We start from the raw sequence: 24,949 nt of genomic DNA on the forward strand, positions 1-24,949 counted from the left end.
CACCCCACAGTTGGCGCAACGGGACAGAACCGGGACCCCGATCCAGCGAGAGCCGAGGGCATCTCGAACACCGCCCGGCACCCCCACCGCTTCCGCAGCACAGGCGGCGCCTCTTCAACGCGGGCCGGGGCACTTCAGCCCGTCCGGCGTTTGAGGACGAGGCCGTTCAGGCCGAAAGGGGGGTCTGGGGGCGCAGCCCCCAGGAACGGGATGGGACGGGTAGGGGCGGCGGGGGCGAGAAAAACCCGACCTAAGCCAACAACCCCCGCAACGGAAACACCGCCCGCCGCGCAGCGATGACCGCCTGGTCAAGACGGTCGGCGGGGTCATACCCCAACTCCCACTCGGCGTAGGCCACCGGCCACCGCCCATCAGTCATCCGAGCCGGCGCCAACTGCCGCGTACGCGCAAAAACCTCCTGCCGCCACCCCTCCGGAATCACAGCCCCCGGCTCAACAGCCCGCCCCGCCGCAATAGCCACAAGATGCGTCCACGACCGCGGCACAACCTCAACCACCGCGTATCCGCCCCCACCCAACGCAACCCACTTCCCACCCGCGTACTCATGCGCAAGCTCATGACAGGCAACCTGCACAGCCCGCTGCGCATCCAACGACACGGCAAGATGAGCCAGCGGATCCTCAAAATGTGTATCGGCCCCATGCTGAGTAACCAGCACCTGCGGCCGAAAATCCGCGATCAACTCAGGCACAACAGCGTGAAACGCCCGCAACCACCCGGCATCCCCGGTCCCCGCCGGCAACGCCACATTGACGGCACTCCCCTCCGCAGCCCCAGCCGCCCCCGTCTCCTCAGGCCACCCGGTCTGCGGAAACAACGTGCGCGGATGCTCATGCAGCGAGATCGTCAGGACCCGCGGATCCTCCCAGAACGCGGCCTGAACCCCGTCCCCGTGATGCACATCCACATCCACATAGGCGACCCGCTCGGCCCCCAGCTCAAGCAACCGGGCAATGGCCAACGAGGCGTCGTTGTAGATACAGAACCCGGACGCGCCGCCAGGCATCGCATGATGCAGCCCACCCGCGAAGTTCACACCATGCAGAGCCTCCCCACTCCACACAGCCTCCGCGGCCCCCACAGACTGCCCCGCGATCAACGCGGACACCTCATGCATCCCGACAAAGGCAGGATCGTCAACGGTCCCGAGCCCGTACGCCGAGTCAGCCGCCCCCGGATCCACCGAAGCCGCCTTCACCGCCTCGATGTAGTCCTCACGATGCACCAGCCGCAACGTCGACTCCCCGGCCGGCTTCGCCGAGACGACCTCCACATCCCGGTCGAGCCCGAAGGCATCGACAAGTCGCCGGGTCAGGGCGAGCCGAACCGGATCCATCGGATGGTCCGGCCCGAAGTCATACCCCGTTACTGCCTCGTCCCACATCAGCTGTGCGCGCCCGCTCATGCCCGTCACCGTATCGGGCCGGTCCAGGATCGAACGACCCCGCATACCTCAACGTCACCAGGACCAACACCATCGGTACGAGCATCGCCCCCCGGTAACTCCACAGATCACCCAGAGCCCCCACCAGAGGCGAACCGATCAAGAACCCGACGTAGTTGAAGATGTTGAGCCGGGCAACAGCGGCATCCGAGGCCCCCGGGAACAACCGCCCGGCGGCGGCGAAGGTCTGCGGCACGATCACACAGAGCCCGAGCCCCAGCAACGTGAACCCGAGCATCCCCACCCAGGCCCCCGGCGCCACGGCCACCACGGCAAACCCGAGCGCCGCCACCAACGCCCCCGCCCGTACGACGGCCACGGCCCCGAACCTCCGCACCCCGAGGTCCCCGATGGCCCGCCCGACAAGCGTGGTGACCATGTACACGTTGTACGGCACGGTGGCGAGCTGCTCGGAACTCCCGAGCACGTCCTGCAAATACTTCGCACTCCAGTTGGAGACGGTCGAGTCCCCGATATAGGCAAAGGTCATCACCAGACACAGCGGCAACAGCATCTTGAAAACAATGGCCCCGGAAGCAGCACCCGCGCCCCCAGCCCCACCCGGAACCACGTCTTCCTTCGCCTCACCGGCATCGACGTACCACCGGCTCCCGACCAGCGCGACCGGCAACAGCACAAGAACCACAGGCAGGTAGGACACAAACAGATCGAGATGCCAGTGCGCACCGACCCAGGCCAGCGAGGCGCCCAAGATCCCCCCGAGGCTGTACACGGCATGGAACCCCAGCATGATGCTGCGCCCGTACGCCCGCTGCAGACTCACCCCGAGCATGTTCATCGACGCGTCGAGCGCACCGACCGCCAGCCCGAACGCCCCCAGCGCCACAGCGACTTCGGCCACATGATCACCGGCGCCGACACCGAGCAGCGCCAGCAGTACGACGGGCTGCGACCACCGCAGTACGAGACTGGGCGGCACCCGCTTCACCAACTGCTCGGTGCAGACACTGCCGACTCCGGCCAACACCGGCACGGCGGCCAGGAAGGCGGGCAGCAGCGCGTCGGATATCCCGTACCGGTCCTGGATCGCGGGGATACGCGTCACGAGCAGCGCGAAGGCGACGCCCTGGGCGAAGAAACTGAACGCCAGCGAGGCTCTACCGCGCCGCAGCACATCTGTCATGGCCGCGAGCGTAGGGCCCAGGCTTACCCGTGGGTAGATGAATCAGAAGATGAATTTTTCTCATCTTCAACATCTTCGACGCGACCCATCAACAGCTCACCCAACTCCCCCATGCCGCCGAAGAGTCGAGTGGCCCCGACGAGCCGCTCGGCGGGGGTCATCGCGGTGAATCCGAGCACATCCATCCCGGCGGCAACAGCGGCCTGCACCCCCAGCGGACTGTCCTCCACCACCACACACCGCTCAGCGGCCACCCCCATACGCTCCGCCGCATAGAGGAACAGATCGGGCGCCGGCTTCCCCCGCCCCACATCCTGCGCACTGAAGACCCGCCCACCCTCGAACCACCGCTCAAGCCCGGCGGCCCGATGCCCAACCCGAATCCGCTCATGACTCCCGGAGGAAGCCACGCAGTAAGGCACCCCGTCCGCACGCAGCTTCGCCAGCACATCGACGACACCGGCCACCGGCTTCAACTCCCGCTCGAAGGCGGCGAACACCCGAGCATGGAAGACCTCGTCGAAGTCCCCTGGCAACCGCCTCCCACTCCGCTCCTCGACCAGATCGTGTACGCGGTGCATGGCGGAGCCCATGTAGTCGCGGATGGAGTCCTCGTACGAGGTCGGATGCCCCAGCTCGGTGAGATAGGCGGCCAGGAGCGTGTTGGAGATCGACTCACTGTCGACGAGCACACCGTCGTTGTCGAAGATGACGAGGTCATAGCGCATAACAAGGACCCTAAAGAACTCCCGAAACGCAGAAAACCCCCGCACTCGAAAGTGCGGGGGTTTTCTCAATATTTGTTCGGCGGTGTCCTACTCTCCCACAGGGTCCCCCCTGCAGTACCATCGGCGCTGTAAGGCTTAGCTTCCGGGTTCGGAATGTAACCGGGCGTTTCCCTCACGCTATGACCACCGAAACACGGTGAAACACATCAACCGCACCATCACCCGTGACCTGGGTGTGGGGTTGTTCGTGGTTTCAGAACCAACACAGTGGACGCGAGCAACTGAGGACAAGCCCTCGGCCTATTAGTACCAGTCACCTCCACCCGTTACCGGGCTTCCAGATCTGGCCTATCAACCCAGTCGTCTACTGGGAGCCTTAACCCATCTAGTGGGTGGGAACACTCATCTCGAAGCAGGCTTCCCGCTTAGATGCTTTCAGCGGTTATCCCTCCCGAACGTAGCCAACCAGCCATGCCCTTGGCAGAACAACTGGCACACCAGAGGTTCGTCCGTCCCGGTCCTCTCGTACTAGGGACAGCCCTTCACAATGTTCCTGCGCGCGCAGCGGATAGGGACCGAACTGTCTCACGACGTTCTAAACCCAGCTCGCGTACCGCTTTAATGGGCGAACAGCCCAACCCTTGGGACCGACTCCAGCCCCAGGATGCGACGAGCCGACATCGAGGTGCCAAACCATCCCGTCGATATGGACTCTTGGGGAAGATCAGCCTGTTATCCCCGGGGTACCTTTTATCCGTTGAGCGACGGCGCTTCCACAAGCCACCGCCGGATCACTAGTCCCGACTTTCGTCCCTGCTCGACCCGTCGGTCTCACAGTCAAGCTCCCTTGTGCACTTACACTCAACACCTGATTGCCAACCAGGCTGAGGGAACCTTTGGGCGCCTCCGTTACTCTTTAGGAGGCAACCGCCCCAGTTAAACTACCCATCAGACACTGTCCCTGATCCGGATCACGGACCCAGGTTAGACATCCAGCACGACCAGACTGGTATTTCAACGACGACTCCCACCGAACTGGCGTCCGATGATCAAAGTCTCCCAGCTATCCTACACAAGCCGAACCGAACACCAATATCAAACTGTAGTAAAGGTCCCGGGGTCTTTCCGTCCTGCTGCGCGAAACGAGCATCTTTACTCGTAGTGCAATTTCACCGGGCCTATGGTTGAGACAGTCGAGAAGTCGTTACGCCATTCGTGCAGGTCGGAACTTACCCGACAAGGAATTTCGCTACCTTAGGATGGTTATAGTTACCACCGCCGTTTACTGGCGCTTAAGTTCTCAGCTTCGCCACCCCGAAGAGTGACTAACCGGTCCCCTTAACGTTCCAGCACCGGGCAGGCGTCAGTCCGTATACATCGCCTTACGGCTTCGCACGGACCTGTGTTTTTAGTAAACAGTCGCTTCTCGCTGGTCTCTGCGGCCACCCCCAGCTCACCGTGTAAAACGGATCACCGGTGATGGCCCCCCTTCTCCCGAAGTTACGGGGGCATTTTGCCGAGTTCCTTAACCATAGTTCACCCGAACGCCTCGGTATTCTCTACCTGACCACCTGAGTCGGTTTAGGGTACGGGCCGCCATGAAACTCGCTAGAGGCTTTTCTCGACAGCATAGGATCATCCACTTCACCACAATCGGCTCGGCATCAGGTCTCAGTCTTAATGTGCGACGGATTTGCCTATCGCACGGCCTACACCCTTACCCCGGGACAACCACCGCCCGGGATGGACTACCTTCCTGCGTCACCCCATCACTCACCTACTACAGATCTGGTTCGCCGGCTCCACCACTTTCCATTCCCCGAAGGGTCCGGAACGGCTTCACGGACTTAGCATCGCCTGGTTCGATGTTTGACGCTTCACAGCGGGTACCGGAATATCAACCGGTTATCCATCGACTACGCCTGTCGGCCTCGCCTTAGGTCCCGACTTACCCTGGGCAGATCAGCTTGACCCAGGAACCCTTAGTCAATCGGCGCACACGTTTCCCACGTGTGTATCGCTACTCATGCCTGCATTCTCACTCGTAAACCGTCCACGACTGGCTTCCGCCGCCGCTTCACCCGGCATACGACGCTCCCCTACCCATCCACACACCCGTTGGGGCTGTTGTATGAATGACACGACTTCGGCGGTACGCTTGAGCCCCGCTACATTGTCGGCGCGGAATCACTAGACCAGTGAGCTATTACGCACTCTTTCAAGGGTGGCTGCTTCTAAGCCAACCTCCTGGTTGTCTCTGCGACTCCACATCCTTTCCCACTTAGCGTACGCTTAGGGGCCTTAGTCGATGCTCTGGGCTGTTTCCCTCTCGACCATGGAGCTTATCCCCCACAGTCTCACTGCCGCGCTCTCACTTACCGGCATTCGGAGTTTGGCTAAGGTCAGTAACCCGGTAGGGCCCATCGCCTATCCAGTGCTCTACCTCCGGCAAGAAACACACGACGCTGCACCTAAATGCATTTCGGGGAGAACCAGCTATCACGGAGTTTGATTGGCCTTTCACCCCTAACCACAGGTCATCCCCCAGGTTTTCAACCCTGGTGGGTTCGGTCCTCCACGAAGTCTTACCTCCGCTTCAACCTGCCCATGGCTAGATCACTCCGCTTCGGGTCTTGAGCGCGCTACTAAAACGCCCTATTCGGACTCGCTTTCGCTACGGCTTCCCCACACGGGTTAACCTCGCAACACACCGCAAACTCGCAGGCTCATTCTTCAAAAGGCACGCAGTCACGAGACACCAAGCAAGCTTGATGTCCGACGCTCCCACGGCTTGTAGGCACACGGTTTCAGGTACTATTTCACTCCGCTCCCGCGGTACTTTTCACCATTCCCTCACGGTACTATCCGCTATCGGTCACCAGGGAATATTTAGGCTTAACGGGTGGTCCCGCCAGATTCACACGGGATTTCTCGGGCCCCGTGCTACTTGGGTGTCTCTCAAACGAGCCGTCAATGTTTCGACTACGGGGGTCTTACCCTCTACGCCGGACCTTTCGCATGTCCTTCGCCTACATCAACGGTTTCTGACTCGTCTCACAGCCGGCAGACTGTGAAAGAGAGATCCCACAACCCCGCATACGCAACCCCTGCCGGGTCTCACACGTAAACGGTTTGGCCTCATCCGGTTTCGCTCGCCACTACTCCCGGAATCACGGTTGTTTTCTCTTCCTGCGGGTACTGAGATGTTTCACTTCCCCGCGTTCCCTCCACACACCCTATGTGTTCAGATGTGGGTGACAGCCCATGACGACTGCCGGGTTTCCCCATTCGGAAACCCCCGGATCAAAGCCTGGTTGACGACTCCCCGGGGACTATCGTGGCCTCCCACGTCCTTCATCGGTTCCTGGTGCCAAGGCATCCACCGTGCGCCCTTAAAAACTTGGCCACAGATGCTCGCGTCCACTGTGCAGTTCTCAAACAACGACCAACCACCCGTCACACACCACTTACGTGATGCTGCACCGGGGTCGGCGTCGAGGGGGTTCATTCCCTCAGACACCCAACAGCGTGCCCGGCCCACTCGCCGCTTCCCTCATTCGTTCCACGCCCCGAAGGACAGTACTGGAAGGAGAAGACGATCAAGTGTGCCGAATAATCAACGTTCCACCCATGAGCAACCACCGTCGAACGTGTGCCGACGTAATGGCCCTGGACGCCGACTCCGAAGAGCTGGCGCCTAGATGCTCCTTAGAAAGGAGGTGATCCAGCCGCACCTTCCGGTACGGCTACCTTGTTACGACTTCGTCCCAATCGCCAGTCCCACCTTCGACAGCTCCCTCCCTTACGGGTTGGGCCACCGGCTTCGGGTGTTACCGACTTTCGTGACGTGACGGGCGGTGTGTACAAGGCCCGGGAACGTATTCACCGCAGCAATGCTGATCTGCGATTACTAGCAACTCCGACTTCATGGGGTCGAGTTGCAGACCCCAATCCGAACTGAGACCGGCTTTTTGAGATTCGCTCCGCCTCACGGCATCGCAGCTCATTGTACCGGCCATTGTAGCACGTGTGCAGCCCAAGACATAAGGGGCATGATGACTTGACGTCGTCCCCACCTTCCTCCGAGTTGACCCCGGCAGTCTCCTGTGAGTCCCCAACCCTCCGAAGAGGTTGCTGGCAACACAGAACAAGGGTTGCGCTCGTTGCGGGACTTAACCCAACATCTCACGACACGAGCTGACGACAGCCATGCACCACCTGTACACCGACCACAAGGGGGCGACCATCTCTGGCCGTTTCCGGTGTATGTCAAGCCTTGGTAAGGTTCTTCGCGTTGCGTCGAATTAAGCCACATGCTCCGCTGCTTGTGCGGGCCCCCGTCAATTCCTTTGAGTTTTAGCCTTGCGGCCGTACTCCCCAGGCGGGGAACTTAATGCGTTAGCTGCGGCACCGACGACGTGGAATGTCGCCAACACCTAGTTCCCACCGTTTACGGCGTGGACTACCAGGGTATCTAATCCTGTTCGCTCCCCACGCTTTCGCTCCTCAGCGTCAGTAATGGCCCAGAGATCCGCCTTCGCCACCGGTGTTCCTCCTGATATCTGCGCATTTCACCGCTACACCAGGAATTCCGATCTCCCCTACCACACTCTAGTCTGCCCGTATCGAATGCAGACCCGGGGTTAAGCCCCGGGCTTTCACATCCGACGCGACAGACCGCCTACGAGCTCTTTACGCCCAATAATTCCGGACAACGCTTGCGCCCTACGTATTACCGCGGCTGCTGGCACGTAGTTAGCCGGCGCTTCTTCTGCAGGTACCGTCACTTGCGCTTCTTCCCTGCTGAAAGAGGTTTACAACCCGAAGGCCGTCATCCCTCACGCGGCGTCGCTGCATCAGGCTTGCGCCCATTGTGCAATATTCCCCACTGCTGCCTCCCGTAGGAGTCTGGGCCGTGTCTCAGTCCCAGTGTGGCCGGTCGCCCTCTCAGGCCGGCTACCCGTCGTCGCCTTGGTGAGCCACTACCTCACCAACAAGCTGATAGGCCGCGGGCTCATCCTGCACCGCCGGAGCTTTCAACCCCCACCCATGCGAGCAGAAGTATCATCCGGTATTAGACCCCGTTTCCAGGGCTTGTCCCAGAGTGCAGGGCAGATTGCCCACGTGTTACTCACCCGTTCGCCACTAATCCACCCCGAAAGGCTTCATCGTTCGACTTGCATGTGTTAAGCACGCCGCCAGCGTTCGTCCTGAGCCAGGATCAAACTCTCCGTGAATGTTTTCCCGTAATCGGGACCACACACACGAGAGCGGAACAGTCAGGCGGAATAAGCCCGACCGTTCACAGCGTCCTCGCTGTGTTGTGTTACTTCAAAGGAACCTCGACCACCACGAATGTGATGGACGGGGTATCAACATATCTGGCGTTGATTTTTGGCACGCTGTTGAGTTCTCAAGGAACGGACGCTTCCTTCGTACTCACCCTCTCGGGCTTTCCTCCGGGCAGTTTCCCTTCGGTCTTGCGTTTCCGACTCTATCAGATCCTTTCGGGCCTGATTCCCAGTCAGCGGGGCTTGTCTTCCCGGCCGTTGGGCCGTTCCGACGAGTGAGACTTTAGCGGATTCCCTGCCCCCGAGCTAATCGGGGGCTGCGTCCTTTCGAACGCGGATTCCTCATTTCGCGAATACGCATGCCAATGACACGCCAACGGCGCGACGACAGGTCGTCGACCATTGCTTGGTACCTGCGGAATGGCTGTCCGGGGACCGACCGGAGTCGGCGCTCACGTCGGACAACTCGGAGAACACTACGTACGGGCCTGAGGTGTGTCAACTCGGTGTCGGACGGGGTCTCTGCGGCGTACTCTCGTGCCCATGACTACGCATACGTGCACCCAGCAGTGGTGGGCCGCCTGACGGCGGCCGTACACACGTATGTACTCAACGGCCGCCGCCTCGGCGGCCGTTCTTGTTTCTCCATCCAGAGGGGTCGGCCGGCCGGGTGCGGTGGTCTCGACCGGAAGATCAGGAGATGGGGACGAGATGACGCGGGTCTTCAGTGGGGTCAAGCCGACCGGGCATCTGACGTTGGGGAACTACCTGGGGGCCATGCGGCGGTGGGCCGCGGTGGACCAGCACCAAGCGGACTCCCTGTTCTGCATCGTCGATCTGCACGCGCTGACCGTTGACCACGATCCGGCGCGTGTGCGTCGGCTCAGTCGGCAGGCGGCCACGCTGCTGCTGGCGTCGGGGCTCGATCCGGAGCTGTGCACCGTGTTCGTACAGAGTCACGTGGACGAGCACACGCGGTTGTCGTACGTGCTGGAGTGCGTTGCTTCCGACGGGGAGATGCGGCGGATGATCCAGTACAAGGAGAAGGCGGCGCGGGAGCGGGCTCGGGGTGGGAGTGTGCGGCTGTCGTTGCTGACGTATCCCGTGCTGATGGCGGCGGACATCCTGGCGTACGGGGCCGACGAGGTGCCTGTCGGGGACGATCAGACGCAGCATGTCGAGCTGACCCGGGATCTGGCTGTGCGGTTCAACCAGCGGTACGGGCATACGTTCGTGGTGCCGCGGGCCACGCGTCCGGCGGTAGGTGCTCGGGTCATGAACCTTCAGGAGCCGATGTCGAAGATGGGGAAGAGCGAGGACGTCGGGCCGGGGATCGTCTATCTGCTCGATGAGCCCGACGTGGTGCGGAAGAAGGTCATGCGGGCCGTGACCGACAGTGGGCGGGATGTCGTGTACGACCGGGAGGGGCGGCCCGGCGTCTCGAATCTGCTGGAGATTCTGGCCGCCTGTACGGGCGGGGATCCGGAGGGGTTGGGTGGCGTGTACTCGTCGTACGGGGATCTGAAGCGGGACACCGCCGAGGCCGTGGTCGAGGTTCTTCGGCCCGTGCAGGACCGGCACAGGGAGTTGTGTGCCGATCCCGCGTTCGTGGAGGGGGTGCTGCGGGACGGGGCCGAGCGGGCGCGGGTCATGGCCCGGCCCACCGTTGATGCCGCCTATCGTGCGATCGGGCTGCTGCCTGCGGCTTCCGGGGCTGTGGTGGGCGCGGGGCCTCGGTAGGCGTCAGGTGTTGTTGCCCGAGGCCAGGGCTCGGCTGCGGTCCCGGGCTGCTTCCAGCGCGGCGATGAGGGCTGCTCGTACGCCGTGGTTCTCGAGTTCGCGGATGGCGTTGATCGTGGTGCCCGCGGGGGACGTGACGTTCTCGCGGAGCTTCACCGGGTGTTCGCCGCTGTCGCGGAGCATCACGGCGGCGCCGATCGCGGACTGGACGATCAGGTCGTGGGCCTTGTCGCGGGGCAGGCCGAGCAGGATGCCGGCGTCCGTCATGGCCTCGACGAGGTAGAAGAAGTACGCCGGGCCCGAGCCGGAGAGCGCCGTGCAGGCGTCCTGCTGGGACTCGGGGACGCGGAGGGTCTTGCCGACGGCGCCGAAGATCTCCTCGGTGTGGGCGAGGTGGTCGGCGGTGGCGTGGGTGCCGGCGGAGATGACCGACATGGCCTCGTCGACGAGCGCCGGGGTGTTCGTCATCACTCGGACGACCGGGGTACCGGTGGTGAGGCGGGCCTCGATGGAGGTCGTGGTGATGCCGGCGGCTCCGCTGATGACCAGGCGGTCGGCGGGGACGTGCGGGGCCAGTTCGTCCAGGAGGGTTCCCATGTCCTGCGGTTTGACCGTCAGGATCAGGGTGTCGGCGGTCTTGGCGGCCTCGGGGTTCGTGACCGGGGTTACTCCGTAGCGGGTGCGGAGTTCTTCGGCTCGTTCCGGGCGGCGGGCGGTGACCAGGAGGTCGGCGGGGGCCCAGCCGGCTCGGATCATTCCGCTGAGCAGGGCTTCGCCGATTTTGCCGGTGCCTAGGACTGCGACTTTCTGGGTCATGGTGCGGTGCCCTCCGGGGGTTGCGTCGTCCGGGGTCATCCTCGCATTGGGGGGTGGGGGGTGGGGTTTGTGTCCGGTGGGCGGGATGTCTGTGGATTTTTCTCGCCCCCGCCGCCCCTGCCCGTTCCCATCCCTGGGGGCTGCGCCCCCAGACCCCCCTTTGTCCTCAAACGCCGGACGGGCTGAAAAGACAAGGACACTCACGTCGTTCGGCGGCGGAGGGTTGCTGCTCCCAGAGTGAGGACCAGTAGGGCGCAGGTCGCGACGATCAGGGTGTCTCGTACGAAGTTGGTGGTGATTTCTGTGTGGGTGAGGACCTCGTTCATGCCGTCCACCGCGTAGGACATGGGGAGGACGTTCGAGATTCCCTCCAGGATCGGGTGCATCTCGGGGCGGGGGGTGAAGAGGCCGCAGAGGAGGAGCTGGGGGAAGATCACCGCCGGCATGAACTGGACCGCCTGGAACTCCGACGACGCGAAGGCCGAGACGAAGAGGCCCAGGGCCGTGCCGAGGAGGGCGTCGAGGAGGGCCACCAGGAGGAGGAGCCAGGGGGAGCCCGTCACGTCCAGGCCCAGGAGCCAGACCGCCAGGCCGGTGGCCAGGGCCGACTGGATGATCGCCAGGATTCCGAAGGCCAGGGCGTAGCCGGCGATGAGGTCGCCCTTGCCGAGTGGCATGGCCAGGAGGCGTTCGAGGGTGCCCGAGGTGCGTTCGCGCAGGGTGGCGATCGAGGTCACCAGGAACATCGTGATCAGGGGGAAGATCCCGAGGAGCGACGCTCCGATGCCGTCGAACGTGCGTTCGTTGCCGTCGAAGACGTAGCGGAGGAGGAGCAGGAGCAGGCTCGGGAGCACGATCAGCATCGCGATGGTGCGGGGGTCGTGGCGGAGTTGGGCCAGGACGCGGGCGGCCGTGGCTGTCGTACGGGAGGCGTTCAAGGCCGTTGTGCGGGGGTGGGTGGGGGCCGCGGGGGTGGTTGCGGTGGTCATCGCTGGGGCTGCTTCCTCTTTGTCCGGTCCGTCTGCGGCTGCTTCGCTTCGTCCACCAGGTGCAGGAACGCCTCCTCCACCGTCTCCGTCGCCGTGCGGGTGCGCAGGGCCTCCGGGGTGTCGTCGGCCAGGAGTTCGCCGGCGCGCATGAGGAGGAGGCGGTGGCAGCGTTCGGCCTCGTCCATGACGTGGGAGGAGATCAGGAACGTCGCTCCGCGGGTCGTCGCGATCGTGTGGAACAGGGCCCACAGGTCGCGGCGGAGTACGGGGTCCAGGCCCACCGTCGGCTCGTCCAGGACCAGGAGTTCGGGGGCGCCGAGGAGAGCGACCGCCAGGGAGACGCGGCTGCGCTGGCCGCCGGAGAGGTTGCCCGCGAGGGTGTCCGTGTGGGTGGAGAGGTCGACGTCGGCGATGGCGCGGCTGACGTTCTCGTGGCGGCGGTCGGCGGCCGCCCGGCCCGGGTCGAGGATCGCGGCGAAGTAGGCGAGGTTCTGGCGGACCGTCAGGTCGTCGTAGACGGACGGGGCCTGGGTCACGTAACCGATGCGGTTGCGGAGGGTCGCGTGGCCGGCGGGGTGGCCGAGGACCTCCAGGGTGCCGGTGACCTTGGCCTGGGTGCCGACGATCGCGCGCATCAGGGTCGACTTTCCGCAGCCCGAGGGGCCCAGCAGGCCGGTGATCTGGCCGCGCGGGACGGTGAAGTCGAGGGCGCGCAGGACGGTTCGGGTTCCTCGTACGACCGTGAGGGCTTCGGCCCGGACGGCTTCGACGGCCCTTCCGGGAGGCGGGTCGCTGTAATTCATCATGTGATGAATAGTGCTCGTCGTTCGGCGACTCGTCAAGCTCGTCAAGGTGGTGCGTCGAGCGGGTGGGGGCGCAGGCGCGTGGTGGGGTGATCGGAGGAGGGGCCTCCGGTTCGGGTGACTCCCGGGGCTTCCTTTGACTCCGGTTCTCGGCCGGGAGCCGTGCGCAGTGGGTGCTACGCCTGTCCTACTTGCCGACAATGGGATTCATTCGCCGTACCGCTCCCCCGTCCCGCTTCCGTTCGCTGTCGGAGGTGTATTCGTCATGCGCCTTCGTGTGCGCAAGGCCGATCTGCTCGCTTCGCTCGTCGTCTTTCTCGTCGCGCTGCCGTTGTGCGTGGGCATCGCTGTCGCCTCCGGTGTGCCCGCCGAGCTGGGGCTGGTCACCGGGATCGTCGGTGGGCTGGTCGCGGGGGCGCTGCCCGGGAGCAGCCTTCAGGTGAGCGGGCCGGCGGCGGGGCTGACCGTGCTGGTGTACGAGGCTGTGCGAGCGTACGGGCTCGAAGTGCTCGGGGTGGTCGTGTTCGCGGCCGGGGTCGTGCAGGTCGGGCTGGGGGCGTTGCGGCTCGGGCGGTGGTTCCGGGCGGTGTCCGTGGCCGTCGTCCAGGGGATGCTCGCCGGGATCGGGATCGCGCTGGTCGCCGGGCAGGTGTATGCCCTCGGTGACGTGAACGCGCCCGCGAGTGCGCTGGGGAAGGTGGGCGGGCTGGTCTCGCTGCCCGGGGACGCGGATCCCGTGGCGTTGGCCGTCGGGGGCGGCACCATCGCCGTACTGCTGCTGTGGCGGCGTTGGGCGTCGGGGACGCGGCTGGTGCCCGGGCCGTTGGTGGCGGTGGTGCTCGCGACGGGGGTGACCTGGGGGTTCGACCTGGATGTGCGGCGGGTCGAGGTGCGGGGGCTGCTGGCTGCTGTACGGGTGCCGGAGGCGGCGGATCTCGGGCGGCTCGCGGAGGTGGGGGTGATCGGGACGGTCGTCGCCTTCGCCCTGATCGCGTCCGCGGAGTCGTTGTTCGGTGCGGCGGCCGTCGATCGGCTTCATCAGGGGGCGCGGACCGACTACGACCGGGAGTTGGTGGCGCAGGGGGTCGGGAACGCGGTGTGCGGGGTGCTCGGGGCGTTGCCGATGACCGCGGTGATCGTACGGAGTGCGGCGAATATCGAGGCCGGGGCGCGTACGAAGGTGTCACGGGTGCTGCATGGGGTGTGGCTGCTCGGCTTCGCGGTGGTCCTGCCCGGGGTGCTCGGGGTGATTCCCGTGGCCGCGTTGGCCGGGCTGCTTGTCTGTGCCGGGTGCGGGTTGGTGCCTGTGCGGGAGGTGGGGGTGTTGTGGCGGGGGCATCGGGGGGAGGTGGTGGTGCTGGTGGTGACGGCCGGGGTCATTGTCGTGGGGAACTTGATCGCCGGGGTGGTGGTCGGGCTTGCGCTGGCCGTGGGGAAGGTCGCCTGGGATATCAGTCATGTGCATGTGGAGGTGGAGGTGGGAGAGCAGGGCGACGGTGGTGACTGTGGTGACGGTGTTGTTGTCGTACGGGTCGTCGGGCATGCGACGTTCTTGCGGTTGCCGAAGTTGCTGGACGCGTTGGAGGCGTTGCCTCGGGGGCGTGAGGTTCGGCTGGAGTTGGGTGGGCTTCGGCATGTGGATCATGCGTGTGCGGCGGCTTTGGAGGGGTGGGTTGCCGGGCGGGGGCGGGGGATGGGGATGGGGATGGGGATGGATCAGGGTGCGGGTGCCGGTGGTGGTGCCGGGAGCGGGTCAGGTGGTTGAGGTTTTCGCTACCAGCAGGTCTACGTCGTAGGTCTCTTCGAGCGTTTCGGACGGGAAGAGCTTGAGCAGGAGGTTGCGTTCCTCGGTCAGGAAGTCCGCGGCTTCCTTCTTGTCGTGGACCAGGAAGAGCGAGTGGCTGCCGAGGTTGGCCAGGTGGGTGTCGATCGTGACGCGGCGGCTCCAGCGGAGTTGACGGCGGGCGAAGTCCAGGCGGCCTGAGGGGTCCGCGGCGCGGAGGTGGGCGCTGTGCTGCTCCAGGGCCGTGTCTATGCCGAAGAAGTACTGGATGCGGTTCGCCTGGGCGGCGATCCAGGGGATGTTCAGGGCGTACGTGTTCCACCACAGGGCGAGTGCGCCGCCCGGGCGCAGGACGCGGAGGGCCTCCGGGATCGCGTGGTCCGGGTCGGTCCAGTGCCAGGACTGGGCGTAGGTGAGGAAGTCGACGGAGGCGTCGGCCAGGGGGAGGGCGTTGCCGTTGCCTCTGACGATCGGGACGTCGGGGAGGGTGCGGCGGAACTGGGCCGCCATGCCGTCGCCTGGTTCGACTGCGATCACGTGGGCGCCGTGGGCGTGGAGGAGGGCGGTGGCGATGCCGGTGCCGGCGCCGATGTCTGCGACGCGGGAGCCGGTGAGGGGGTGGGCGGCCAGGTGTTCTATTGCGTCGAGCAGGGCGGGTGGGTAGGAGGGGCGGTTCTGGGCGTACTGGGATGCGGCTGTGTTGAAGGAGGTGGCTCGGGAGCGGGAGGGGGAGGGGGAGGGGGACTGGCTGGGGGGTTGGGTGGAGGCCGTCATGTGGACATGGTGGCGGGGGGTGTTGGTGGGGGGTAGGGGTTTGGAGAAGAGTTGGGCTTGGGTGGGGGTGTTTCTCGCCCCCGCCGCCCCTACCCGTCCCATCCCTGGGGCTGCGCCCCAGACCCCCTTGTCCTCAAACGCCGGACGGGCTGAAATACCTGGGCCTGGGCTGAAAGATCAAGCCCCGACGGCCACCCTCCACCCTCGGCCGGCACCATCCAGCCCGTCCGGCGTTTGAGGACGAGGCCGTTCAGGCCGATCTTCCCTCCCACCCGCACTTTGCCCACCCGCCCCGGCGCCCCCAGCCCGTCCGGCGTTTGAGGACGAGCGCGTTCAGCGCGATACGGGGGTTCGGGGGCAGCGCCCCCGAGGATGGGACGGGTAGGGGCGGCGGGGGCGAGAGAAATGTGGCCGGCCCCCTCAGGGCCTTTGCCTCTTTGCTGGGTTGCCTGTTCGGCGGGTGGTTTTGCGGGTGTGCTGGTCGCGGGCCGTCTCGTATTCCTGGCGGTTCAGGGACTCGCCGGGGGCCTCGCGCAGGGAGCGGAGGAAGTACGCCGTCAGGGAGCCTACGAAGCCGATCGTCAGCAGGCCTCGGAGGGAGGCCTGGCGGGTCGGGTCCGGGCGTTTGGTGAAGGCGCCCCAGGTGTGGCCGAACGCCAACGCGCTGCATGTGGCGAACATGATCACCACCAGGAGGGTCACCAGGTCTCCGACCTGGCCTATTCGCAGACCCTCGTACGCGAAGCGGAGGATCAGGCACGATGCCACCGTGGCCAGCAGTGAGCCGGCGGCCACTCCCACACGGCGGGCCGTGTAGCCCTCGTCGTGCTCCACCCAGGTCGTGCCGAAGAAACGGATGGGCTCGGGGCTGGGGCCTGTGTCGCCGCCCCGGGCGTTCTTGTCGCTCACCCCTCGATTATCGCCATCCGGGTACCGGCACACGATGCCGGTGCCGGTACCCGGATGGATCACGCGATCAGGAGCAGTGCGGTGCCACGTAGCCGTCGCTGCCTGTCAGGACGTACGCGTCCGAGACGTACTGGCCGTTGTCGATGTTGTCCCAGATGTTCGACGTACCGTACGGACCGGCGATCGACTCACCGGGGCGCTGGCAGTAGATCGGGACCTTGGCGCCCTCGGACAGGACGCGGACGATGCTGTAGTTCGTGCCGGGGCCGCTGCGGACGTTGAGGCGGTAGCCGGGGGCGACCGAGTAGTAGCGCACGGCCGCTGCCGCCGCCGCGGTCGTGATCTTCAGCTCCGTCCGGCCCGTCCCGTTCGTCTCGTTCGCCTCGTCGGCCGTTCTCTCCCCGATGTGGTCTGTGGACATGAAAAAACCTCCCCCGTTGGACCCCCATGACTGCCATGGGGTCCCGTTGATACCCCTAAAACACGCCATGAAACACATGTACGTAACTCGTACACCAGCGTCAGCAAGCCGCCTCTGTCCCGTCAACCTCATCGACTAGGCTCCGTCCGTCGCGCGCGCGGCCCAACAGCACGGGGGTGAGTCCATGACGCCACAGCGGAACTCCGGACCCGGCGCGGAAGCGGAACTTCCGGAGTACGCCGGTCAGTACCGTCTGGAGTCACGGCTGGGTTCCGGCGGCATGGGCGTGGTGCATCTGGCCCGGAGTACCTCCGGGATGAAGCTCGCGGTGAAGGTCGTACATGGCGAGTTCGCGAAGGATCCCGAGTTCAGGGGGCGGTTCCGGCAGGAGATCGCCGCCGCCCGGCGCGTCAGCGGTGCCTTCACCGCGCCCGTCGTCGATGCCGACCCGGATGCCGAACGGCCTTGGATGGCCACCCTGTTCATCCCCGGGCCGACCCTCGCCGACGAGGTGAAGCGGAACGGGTCCATGAGTGCCGGTCAGTTGCGGCGATTGATGGCCGGGCTCGCCGAGGCGCTGCGGGACATCCACCGGGTCGGAGTCGTCCACCGGGACCTGAAACCGAGCAATGTGCTGCTCGCCGAGGACGGTCCGAAGGTCATCGACTTCGGCATTTCTCGGCCGAAGGACAGCGAACTGCGCACCGAGACCGGCAAGTTGATCGGTACGCCGCCGTTCATGGCGCCGGAGCAGTTCCGGCGGCCCCGGGAGGTCGGTCCCGCCGCCGACATCTTCGCCCTGGGGTCGGTGATGGTGCACGCGTCGACCGGGCGCGGGCCGTTCGACTCGGACAGTCCGTACGTCGTCGCCTACCAAGTCGTGCACGACGAGCCGGACTTGACCGGCGTACCGACCAACCTCGCCCCGCTGGTTCTCCGTTGCCTCGCCAAGGAGCCCGAGGACCGGCCCACTCCCGATGAACTCATGCGGGCACTCAGGTCGGTTGCCGCCTCTTATGACACGCAGTCGTTCATACCCGAGCAGCGAAGTGCCTCCAGCACCGGTTCCGGTTCCGACGGTTCCGGCCCCTCCCCCGCTTCCGCCTCCCCTCCCTCCCCCTCCGCCGACTCGCCCTCTCCCGAACGGCGTTCGGATCGGCGGCGGCTGCGCAAGCGTGTCCTGCTCGCCGCCGGTGCGCTTCTTCTCGTCGCCGGGGGTGTGTTCGCCTCGGTGCAGGTGCTCGGCGGTGATCCGGTCGCCGAGCCCGAGGGGGATTCCTCCGGTGGCGGTACGGCGGCCGGCGCGACCGGTTTCCGGGGCTGGGCGGTGCGTCCGGCCACCGATGACGACGCCGGGATGCCCCTCTGCTCGTACGGCGGCGGGAAGTTGTTCTGTGCGCAGAAGGAGCTGGTCTCCGCGATCGACCCCGCCGACGGCACCGTCCTGTGGCGGCACCCGATCGACTCCACGCTCCTTGCCAGCCGCCCGCCCGCCCTGTCGGGCGGGCTCGTGCACCCCCCGCAGAACGAGGGCGCCCGGATGGAGGCGCTCGACCCCCGCACCGGCGACGTCCGCTGGCAGGAGACCTCGTCCGACCGTGTCGGCCTCGGATACGCCGGCGGGATGACCCTGCTCAACGGCGCCGACGGGAAGGTCACCGGCGTCGACAGCGCGACCGGCGACAGCAAGTGGAACCGGCGGATCGCCGATCTGAGCGGGCCGCAGCTGTTCGGCTTCGCCGGTGACCAGCTCGCGTACGCCACGAGCCCCACCGGCGGCGGGGCGAGCACCCGGGTCGCCGCGCTGGACCCCGGTACGGGTGATGTGCGCTGGCAGAAGCGGCTGGACGGGCAGCTGTGGCCCATCGGTACCACCTCCGAGGGCACCTCCGTCTTCTTCGCCTCCCTCGACAGCGAGTACGGGGACACGGTCGCCGTCGTCTCCTACGACCCGGAGAGCGGGGCCACGCGCAGGGTCGACGTGACCGTTCCGCTCGCACGGGCCCAAGGTGCCGTGCGCGGCAACGTCGTCTATCTGATGGCGGCGGGAGGTGGGCTGACCGCCGTGGATCTGAAGGCGGGCAAGCAGCTCTGGTCGCTACAGACGTCCGTGAGCCTCGGCTCGGCGCCGGCCGTCGACGGGCGGTACGTGTACTTCACGGCCGGCGACGGTCGGCTGCTCGCCGTGAACGCCCGTACCGGGAAGCTCGTCGGGCAGACCTCGCCCCGGCTCGGCGCGGCCTCGGACACGATCGCGGGCTCGCTGCCCGCCCCGGTCGTCGCCGACGGGCGTGTGTACGCGAGCGCTCCCGACGGTTCCGTCTTCGCGGTGGACGCGGGGGATCCGGCCGGCTGGTGACGGGCGGCGGCTGGAAACACGTACAAGAAGCCAAGAATCGTACGAAGAAGGGCCGCTCCTCAGGAGCGGCCCTTCCCCGCAGACACGGTGGGCGTCAGCCCAGCTTCGACACGTCGCGGACCGCGCCCCGGTCGGCGCTAGTCGCCATCGCCGCGTACGCGCGCAGGGCCGCGGAGACCTTGCGTTCGCGGGAGACGGGGGCGTAGACGCCGTTCAGGGCCTCGCGGCGGGCCGCCAGTTCGTCGTCCTCGACCAGCAGCTCGATCGTGCGGTTCGGGATGTCGATGCGGATGCGGTCGCCGTTCTTGACGAGGGCGATCGTGCCGCCGGAGGCCGCCTCGGGGGAGGCGTGGCCGATGGAGAGGCCCGAGGTGCCGCCGGAGAAGCGGCCGTCGGTGATCAGGGCGCAGGTCTTGCCGAGGCCGCGGCCCTTGAGGAAGGAGGTCGGGTAGAGCATCTCCTGCATGCCGGGGCCGCCCTTGGGGCCCTCGTAGCGGATGACGACGACGTCGCCGTCGGTCACCTGCTTGTTGAGGATCTTCTCGACGGCCTCTTCCTGCGACTCGCAGACGACCGCGGGGCCCTCGAAGGTCCAGATCGACTCGTCGACGCCGGCCGTCTTCACGACGCAGCCGTCGACGGCCAGGTTGCCCTTGAGGACGGCCAGGCCGCCGTCCTTCGAGTACGCGTGCTCCGCGCTGCGGATGCAGCCGCCGGCGGCGTCCGTGTCCAGGGCCTCCCAGCGCTCGGACTGGGAGAAGGCCTCGGCGGAGCGGACGCAGCCGGGGGCCGCGTGCCACAGCTCCAGGGCCTCCGGCGACGGGGAGCCGCCGCGCACGTCCCAGGTCTTCAGCCAGTCCGCGAGGGACGAGCTGTGAACCGAGTTCACATCCTCGTTGAGGAGGCCAGCGCGGTGCAGTTCACCGAGGAGGGCGGGGATGCCGCCGGCCCGGTGCACGTCCTCCATGTAGTACGTGCGGTCCTTGGCGACGTTCGGCGCGACCTTCGCCAGGCACGGCACCCGGCGCGAGACCTCGTTGATGTCGTCCAGGCCGAACTCGACTCCGGCCTCCTGGGCGGCGGCCAGCAGGTGCAGGATCGTGTTGGTCGAGCCGCCCATCGCGATGTCGAGCGCCATGGCGTTCTGGAAGGCCGCGAAGGTGGCGACGTTGCGGGGCAGGACCGTCTCGTCGTCCTGCTCGTAGTAGCGGCGGGTGATGTCCATCACCGTGCGGCCCGCGTTCTCGTACAGCGCCTTGCGGGCCGTGTGCGTGGCCAGGACCGAGCCGTTGCCCGGGAGGGCGAGTCCGATGGCCTCCGCGAGGCAGTTCATCGAGTTGGCCGTGAACATGCCGGAACAGGAACCGCAGGTCGGACAGGCGTTCTCCTCGATACGGAGAATGTCCTCGTCCGAGATCTTCTCGTTCACGGCGTCGGAGATCGCGTCGACCAGGTCGAGCGTACGGACCGTGCCGTCGACGAGGGTCGCGCGGCCGGACTCCATCGGGCCGCCGGAGACGAAGACCGTGGGGATGTTGAGCCGCAGGGCGGCGTTCAGCATGCCCGGGGTGATCTTGTCGCAGTTGGAGATGCAGATCAGGGCGTCGGCGCAGTGGGCTTCGACCATGTACTCGACCGAGTCCGCGATGAGGTCGCGGGAGGGGAGGGAGTACAGCATGCCGCCGTGGCCCATCGCGATGCCGTCGTCCACGGCGATCGTGTTGAACTCGCGCGGGATGCCGCCGGCGGCCTTGATGGCCTCGCTGACGATGCGGCCCACCGGCTGGAGGTGGGTGTGGCCCGGCACGAACTCGGTGAAGCTGTTGGCGACCGCGATGATCGGCTTGCGGCCGATGTCCGCGCCCGGTACACCGGAGGCGCGCATAAGGGCGCGGGCGCCCGCCATGTTGCGGCCGTGGGTGACTGTGCGGGACCTGAGCTCGGGCATCGTCGCTCGCTCCTTCGGAGAGTTATGACTCACGTCGAGCGTACGCCGGGTGTTCCGGTTGCCGACGCGGTGTCCGGAATTCGGGATGGACGTCTCGTTTTCGGCTGCGGGCCCGGTGGGGGCTGGTCGCGCAGTTCCCCGCGCCCCTTTGGGGCGCGTCCAGCTCAGGGTGTTGTCAGGTGGGCCTGGATCGCGGGAGCCACCCGTTCGATGATCTGCTCCGGGTTCGCCGACGCCAGGGGCTCGACCTTGATCACGTAGCGCAGCATCGCGATGCCCACCAGTTGGGCTGCTGCCAGTTCGGCGCGGAGTTCCGCGTCCGGGAGGTCCAGCTGGGCGGCCACCCGGCGGAGGAGCTGGGTGGAGATCAGGCGGCGGAAGACGCCGGCCGCTGCCTCGTTGTTCACGGCGGAGCGGACGATCGCGAGGAGGGCCTTGCGGGTGGCCGGGTTCTCCCAGACCCCGAAGAAGAAGCGGGCCAGGCGCTCGCCGACGCCGTCGAGGGGGCCCTCCGCGATCGAGCCGGGGGCACTGAGGAGGGGGCCGACGGCCACCTCGATCGACGCCTCGAAGACCTGCTCCTTGGTGCCGAAGTAGTGGTGGACGAGCGCCGAGTCCACGCCCGCCGCTTTCGCGATGCCTCGTACGGACGTCTTCTCGTACCCCCGTTCGGAGAACTCCTCGCGGGCCGCCGTCAGGATGCGGTCGCGGGCGGCGGGGGCGTCCGCGGAGTCCGTACGGGAGGGTCGTCCCCGGCCGCGGCGGGGGGCCGCGCTCGTCATGGGCGCGGGACCTTCACGGCCGAGGCGAGGTGGAGGCGGGTGAAGGCGAGCGCCTCGGCGAGGTCGGCCTCGCGCTCGACGCCGGACATCGCGCGGCGGGTGTTGACCTCGATCACGACATGGCCGTCGAAACCAGTGTGCGCGAGCCGTTCGAGCAGCTCGGCGCAGGGTTGCGTACCGCGGCCCGGGACGAGGTGCTCGTCCTTGTTGGAGCCGTTGCCGTCGGCGAGGTGGACGTGGCCGAGGCGGTCGGACATGAGGTCGACCATCTCCATGGCGTCGCTGCGGGCGGTCGCGGTGTGGCTGAGGTCGATCGTGAAGTGGCGGTAGTCGTCCTTCGTGACGTCCCAGTCGGGGGCGTACGCCAGCATCTCGCGGTCGCGGTAGCGCCAGGGGTACATGTTCTCGACGGCGAAGCGGACGTCCGTCTCGTCGGCCATGCGCCAGATGCCGGTGACGAAGTCGCGGGCGTACTGGCGCTGCCAGCGGAAGGGGGGGTGTACGACGACGGTCGTCGCGCCGAGTTTCTCGGCTGCCGCCTGGGCGCGCTGGAGTTTGGTCCAGGGGTCCGTGGACCAGACGCGCTGGGTGATGAGGAGGCAGGGGGCGTGGATGGCCAGGATGGGGATCTGGTGGTAGTCGCTCAGTCTGCGCAGGGCTTCGATGTCCTGGCTGACCGGGTCCGTCCAGACCATGACCTCGACGCCGTCGTATCCGAGTCGCGCGGCGATCTCGAAGGCCGTCGCCGTCGACTCCGGGTACACGGAGGCCGTGGACAGGGCGACCTTCGCATCCGGGATGCGTACGACTGGTTCTGCCACGGGGGACAGCGTACGGGGTGTGTATGCGGGGGTGGGTTGGGGGCGCCTGATCGATGTTGGGGTTCGGTGGTTGTCGCGGGTGCGGGCCGGTGGGGCTTGTCGCGCAGTTCCCCGCGCCGCTGGGTGGGGACCGCCCAGGTCGCTCAAGAGGTACCGGAGCTTGTCGCGCCCACGCGGCGGAGCCGCACGATGACACAGCCCCGCGCCCCCAGGTGCGTCGGAGGTCGCGCCGATCACTAAGTGCCCCTGCATGCCCAGGGACACTCGCCCCCCCTCGTGCGAAGGACCGTTACTCCGTGCCCAGGTGGGTGCCCATGTGGTCCAGTCTGCGGAGGATCACGCCCTCTCGGAGGGCCCAGGGGCAGACCTCCAGGGTCTTTACGGCGAAGAGGTCCATCGCCGCCTCTGCCACCAGGGCGCCCGCGACCAGCTGGTTGGCCCGGCCCTCCGAGACTCCGGGGAGGGCCGCCCGTTCCGCTGTCGTCATGGAGGCGAGCTGTGGGACCAGGGCGCCCAGGGACTCGCTCTTCAGTTCGCGCTGGACGTAGAGGCCCTCCGTGGAGCGGGCCGCGCCGGCCAGGCGGGCCAGCTGCTTGAAGGTCTTCGACGTGGCGACGACGTGGTCGGGGGCGCCGAAGCGGCTGAACTCGCCGACCGTACGGGCGATCTGGGCGCGTACATGGCGGCGCAGGGACCTGATGTCGTCGGGGTCGGGCGGGTCGCCGGGGAGCCAGCCCGCGGTCAGGCGGCCGGCGCCGAGCGGGAGGGAGACGGCGGTGTCGGGCTCCTCGTCGATGCCGTAGGCGATCTCCAGGGAGCCGCCGCCGATGTCGAGGACGAGGAGCTTGCCCGCCGACCAGCCGAACCAGCGGCGGGCCGCGAGGAAGGTGAGGCGGGCCTCCTCGGCGCCGGTCAGGACCTGTAGCTCGACGCCCGTCTCGGCCTGCACGCGCGCGAGGACGTCGTCGGCGTTGCTGGCCTCGCGCACGGCCGAGGTGGCGAACGGCAGCAGGTCCTCGACGCCCTTGTCCTCGGCGGCCTGGAGTGCGTCCTGGATCACGCCGATGAGTTTGTCGACCCCTTCGGGGCCGATGGCCCCGGCCTCGTCGAGGAGTTGGGCGAGCCGCAGCTCGACCTTGTGCGAATGCGCGGGCAGCGGGCGCGCGCCAGGGTGTGCGTCCACCACCAGCAGATGCACCGTGTTCGATCCCACGTCGAGGACACCGAGTCTCATGGACGAAACGCTACTGCCAGCCGAGACCGCATCCGCCCCCGGAGCGGTGCCGGAAGGGGTCCCGGGCCACTTACCCTGGACGCGTGCCAAAGACGAAAAAGGCAAAGGCCGACAAGTCGGCAACGTCAGCCCCCTCCGCGAAGTCCCCGAAGTCCACAAAATCTTCGAAGTCGGCCACGACGGGCGACGAGAAGGGGCTCGACTTCGCGCGCGCGTGGGTGGAGTTCCCCGATCCTGCGGACGACGAGCAGGTCTTCCGCTGTGACCTGACCTGGCTGACCTCCCGCTGGAACTGCATCTTCGGAAGCGGCTGCCAGGGCATCCAGGCCGGCCGCGCGGACGACGGCTGCTGCACGCTGGGTGCCCACTTCTCCGACGAGGACGACGAGAAGCGGGTCGCCGGACATGTGGCGCGGCTCACGCCCGACATCTGGCAGCTGCACGATGTCGGCACCAAGTCCGGCTGGACCTCGGAGGACGAGGAGGGCTCGCGGCAGACCCGGCCCTACCAGGGGTCCTGCATCTTCCAGAACCGGCCGGGGTTCGCGGGCGGCGCGGGCTGCTCGCTGCACATCCTGGCCCTGAAGGAGGGCCGCGAGCCGCTGGAGACCAAGCCGGACGTCTGCTGGCAGCTTCCGGTGCGGCGGACGTACGACTGGATCGACCGGCCCGACGACACGCGCGTGCTCCAGGTGTCGATCGGTGAGTACGACCGGCGCGGCTGGGGTCCGGGCGGCCACGACCTGCACTGGTGGTGCACGTCGGCGACCTCGGCGCACGGCGCGGGCGACCCGGTGTACGTGTCGTACCGGCCGGAGCTGGTCGAGCTGATGGGCAAGGCGGGGTACGACCGGCTGGTCGAGCTGTGCGAGGAGCGGCTGGCGTCGCAGTTGCCGCTGCTGGCTCCGCATCCCGCCGATCCCGTCCGCTGACACGGCAGAC

Annotated in this window: 17 protein-coding genes and 3 rRNA genes; 4 read left to right on the forward strand and 16 right to left on the reverse strand. The window is 66.7% G+C overall.

Going from position 1 to position 24,949, the window contains the following annotated elements; all coding sequences use genetic code 11:
• Positions 1–250 precede the first annotated feature (250 nt).
• The 6 genes from OG787_RS19845 to OG787_RS19870 form a co-directional block, all read right to left on the reverse strand.
• On the reverse strand, positions 251–1,426 hold the full coding sequence (locus tag OG787_RS19845) for an acetoin utilization protein AcuC (protein ID WP_405535905.1): 1,176 nt from the start codon (positions 1,424–1,426) through the stop codon (positions 251–253).
• Entirely contained in the window at positions 1,377–2,609 is a 1,233-nt protein-coding gene (locus OG787_RS19850) for an MFS transporter (protein WP_369037111.1), read from the reverse strand. The genes OG787_RS19845 and OG787_RS19850 overlap by 50 nt, the downstream gene beginning before the upstream one ends.
• 23 nt (positions 2,610–2,632) lie before the next feature.
• On the reverse strand, positions 2,633–3,337 hold the full coding sequence (locus OG787_RS19855) for an HAD family hydrolase (RefSeq protein ID WP_405535906.1): 705 nt from the start codon (positions 3,335–3,337) through the stop codon (positions 2,633–2,635).
• Between the two features lie 74 nt (positions 3,338–3,411).
• Positions 3,412–3,528 (reverse strand): 5S ribosomal RNA (gene rrf, locus OG787_RS19860).
• 92 nt (positions 3,529–3,620) lie between these two features.
• Positions 3,621–6,743, reverse strand: a 23S ribosomal RNA gene (locus OG787_RS19865).
• A gap of 306 nt (positions 6,744–7,049) precedes the next feature.
• Positions 7,050–8,574 (reverse strand): 16S ribosomal RNA (locus OG787_RS19870).
• Together the 16S, 23S and 5S rRNA genes form the textbook arrangement of a ribosomal RNA operon.
• Positions 8,575–9,339: 765 nt before the next feature.
• Here OG787_RS19870 and trpS point away from each other — a divergent pair.
• Positions 9,340–10,368 carry a tryptophan--tRNA ligase gene (gene trpS / locus OG787_RS19875; protein ID WP_405535907.1) on the forward strand — a complete coding sequence of 343 codons (1,029 nt, stop codon included), beginning with the start codon at positions 9,340–9,342 and terminating at the stop codon, positions 10,366–10,368.
• 3 nt (positions 10,369–10,371) lie between these two features.
• Here trpS and proC read toward each other — a convergent pair whose 3' ends face one another.
• From proC to OG787_RS19890, 3 genes are all read right to left on the reverse strand, one after another.
• Complete coding sequence (gene proC / locus OG787_RS19880; protein ID WP_369037915.1) at positions 10,372–11,184, reverse strand: pyrroline-5-carboxylate reductase; 813 nt, start codon at positions 11,182–11,184, stop codon at positions 10,372–10,374.
• A 200-nt stretch (positions 11,185–11,384) separates the two neighbouring features.
• Positions 11,385–12,173 carry an ABC transporter permease gene (locus OG787_RS19885; RefSeq protein WP_405535908.1) on the reverse strand — a complete coding sequence of 263 codons (789 nt, stop codon included), beginning with the start codon at positions 12,171–12,173 and terminating at the stop codon, positions 11,385–11,387.
• A complete protein-coding gene (locus OG787_RS19890; protein ID WP_405535909.1) occupies positions 12,170–12,979 on the reverse strand; it encodes an ABC transporter ATP-binding protein in 810 nt (269 codons plus the stop codon). Before OG787_RS19890 ends, OG787_RS19885 begins: the two co-directional genes overlap by 4 nt.
• Positions 12,980–13,241: 262 nt before the next feature.
• On the opposite strand from OG787_RS19890, the gene OG787_RS19895 reads away from it, so the two are divergent.
• On the forward strand, positions 13,242–14,741 hold the full coding sequence (locus OG787_RS19895; protein ID WP_405535910.1) for a SulP family inorganic anion transporter: 1,500 nt from the start codon (positions 13,242–13,244) through the stop codon (positions 14,739–14,741).
• On the opposite strand, the gene OG787_RS19900 is transcribed toward OG787_RS19895, so the two are convergent.
• From OG787_RS19900 to OG787_RS19910, 3 genes are all read right to left on the reverse strand, one after another.
• Positions 14,730–15,533, reverse strand: a complete 804-nt coding sequence (locus OG787_RS19900; protein ID WP_405535911.1) for a class I SAM-dependent methyltransferase — start codon at positions 15,531–15,533, stop codon at positions 14,730–14,732. The genes OG787_RS19895 and OG787_RS19900 overlap by 12 nt on opposite strands.
• A 420-nt stretch (positions 15,534–15,953) precedes the next feature.
• A complete protein-coding gene (locus tag OG787_RS19905) occupies positions 15,954–16,442 on the reverse strand; it encodes an EamA/RhaT family transporter (RefSeq protein WP_405535912.1) in 489 nt (162 codons plus the stop codon).
• 67 nt (positions 16,443–16,509) lie between these two features.
• Entirely contained in the window at positions 16,510–16,863 is a 354-nt protein-coding gene (locus OG787_RS19910) for an SH3 domain-containing protein (RefSeq protein ID WP_405535913.1), read from the reverse strand.
• 184 nt (positions 16,864–17,047) lie between these two features.
• On the opposite strand from OG787_RS19910, the gene OG787_RS19915 reads away from it, so the two are divergent.
• Positions 17,048–19,222: a PQQ-binding-like beta-propeller repeat protein gene (locus OG787_RS19915; protein WP_369034044.1), complete on the forward strand. Its 2,175-nt coding sequence runs from the start codon at positions 17,048–17,050 to the stop codon at positions 19,220–19,222.
• Positions 19,223–19,316: 94 nt separating this feature from the next.
• On the opposite strand, the gene ilvD is transcribed toward OG787_RS19915, so the two are convergent.
• The 4 genes from ilvD to OG787_RS19935 form a co-directional block, all read right to left on the reverse strand.
• Positions 19,317–21,170, reverse strand: a complete 1,854-nt coding sequence (ilvD, locus tag OG787_RS19920) for a dihydroxy-acid dehydratase (RefSeq protein WP_369034045.1) — start codon at positions 21,168–21,170, stop codon at positions 19,317–19,319.
• A 164-nt stretch (positions 21,171–21,334) separates the two neighbouring features.
• Positions 21,335–21,952 carry a TetR family transcriptional regulator gene (locus OG787_RS19925; protein ID WP_369034046.1) on the reverse strand — a complete coding sequence of 206 codons (618 nt, stop codon included), beginning with the start codon at positions 21,950–21,952 and terminating at the stop codon, positions 21,335–21,337.
• A complete protein-coding gene (locus OG787_RS19930) occupies positions 21,949–22,773 on the reverse strand; it encodes a sugar phosphate isomerase/epimerase family protein (RefSeq protein ID WP_369034047.1) in 825 nt (274 codons plus the stop codon). Before OG787_RS19930 ends, OG787_RS19925 begins: the two co-directional genes overlap by 4 nt.
• Before the next feature lie 289 nt (positions 22,774–23,062).
• Positions 23,063–24,007: a Ppx/GppA family phosphatase gene (locus OG787_RS19935; protein ID WP_369034048.1), complete on the reverse strand. Its 945-nt coding sequence runs from the start codon at positions 24,005–24,007 to the stop codon at positions 23,063–23,065.
• An 83-nt stretch (positions 24,008–24,090) separates the two neighbouring features.
• Between OG787_RS19935 and OG787_RS19940 the strand changes: the two genes are divergently transcribed.
• On the forward strand, positions 24,091–24,939 hold the full coding sequence (locus OG787_RS19940; protein WP_369034049.1) for a hypothetical protein: 849 nt from the start codon (positions 24,091–24,093) through the stop codon (positions 24,937–24,939).
• Positions 24,940–24,949 lie beyond the last annotated feature (10 nt).

Source organism: Streptomyces sp. NBC_00075, assembly GCF_045041225.1.
Classification (GTDB): Bacteria; Actinomycetota; Actinomycetes; order Streptomycetales; family Streptomycetaceae; genus Streptomyces; species Streptomyces adonidis.

Coding starts and splice junctions, on each gene's coding strand:
- trpS (WP_405535907.1), top strand. CDS start 9,340: ATGACGCGGGTCTTCAGTGGGGTCAAGCCGACCGGGCATCTGACGTTG.
- OG787_RS19890 (WP_405535909.1), bottom strand. CDS start 12,979: ATGATGAATTACAGCGACCCGCCTCCCGGAAGGGCCGTCGAAGCCGTC.
- ilvD (WP_369034045.1), bottom strand. CDS start 21,170: ATGCCCGAGCTCAGGTCCCGCACAGTCACCCACGGCCGCAACATGGCG.
- OG787_RS19915 (WP_369034044.1), top strand. CDS start 17,048: ATGACGCCACAGCGGAACTCCGGACCCGGCGCGGAAGCGGAACTTCCG.
- OG787_RS19910 (WP_405535913.1), bottom strand. CDS start 16,863: ATGTCCACAGACCACATCGGGGAGAGAACGGCCGACGAGGCGAACGAG.
- OG787_RS19900 (WP_405535911.1), bottom strand. CDS start 15,533: ATGACGGCCTCCACCCAACCCCCCAGCCAGTCCCCCTCCCCCTCCCCC.
- OG787_RS19935 (WP_369034048.1), bottom strand. CDS start 24,007: ATGAGACTCGGTGTCCTCGACGTGGGATCGAACACGGTGCATCTGCTG.
- OG787_RS19855 (WP_405535906.1), bottom strand. CDS start 3,337: ATGCGCTATGACCTCGTCATCTTCGACAACGACGGTGTGCTCGTCGAC.
- OG787_RS19885 (WP_405535908.1), bottom strand. CDS start 12,173: ATGACCACCGCAACCACCCCCGCGGCCCCCACCCACCCCCGCACAACG.
- OG787_RS19895 (WP_405535910.1), top strand. CDS start 13,242: ATGCGCCTTCGTGTGCGCAAGGCCGATCTGCTCGCTTCGCTCGTCGTC.
- OG787_RS19845 (WP_405535905.1), bottom strand. CDS start 1,426: ATGAGCGGGCGCGCACAGCTGATGTGGGACGAGGCAGTAACGGGGTAT.
- OG787_RS19850 (WP_369037111.1), bottom strand. CDS start 2,609: ATGACAGATGTGCTGCGGCGCGGTAGAGCCTCGCTGGCGTTCAGTTTC.
- proC (WP_369037915.1), bottom strand. CDS start 11,184: ATGACCCAGAAAGTCGCAGTCCTAGGCACCGGCAAAATCGGCGAAGCC.
- OG787_RS19925 (WP_369034046.1), bottom strand. CDS start 21,952: ATGACGAGCGCGGCCCCCCGCCGCGGCCGGGGACGACCCTCCCGTACG.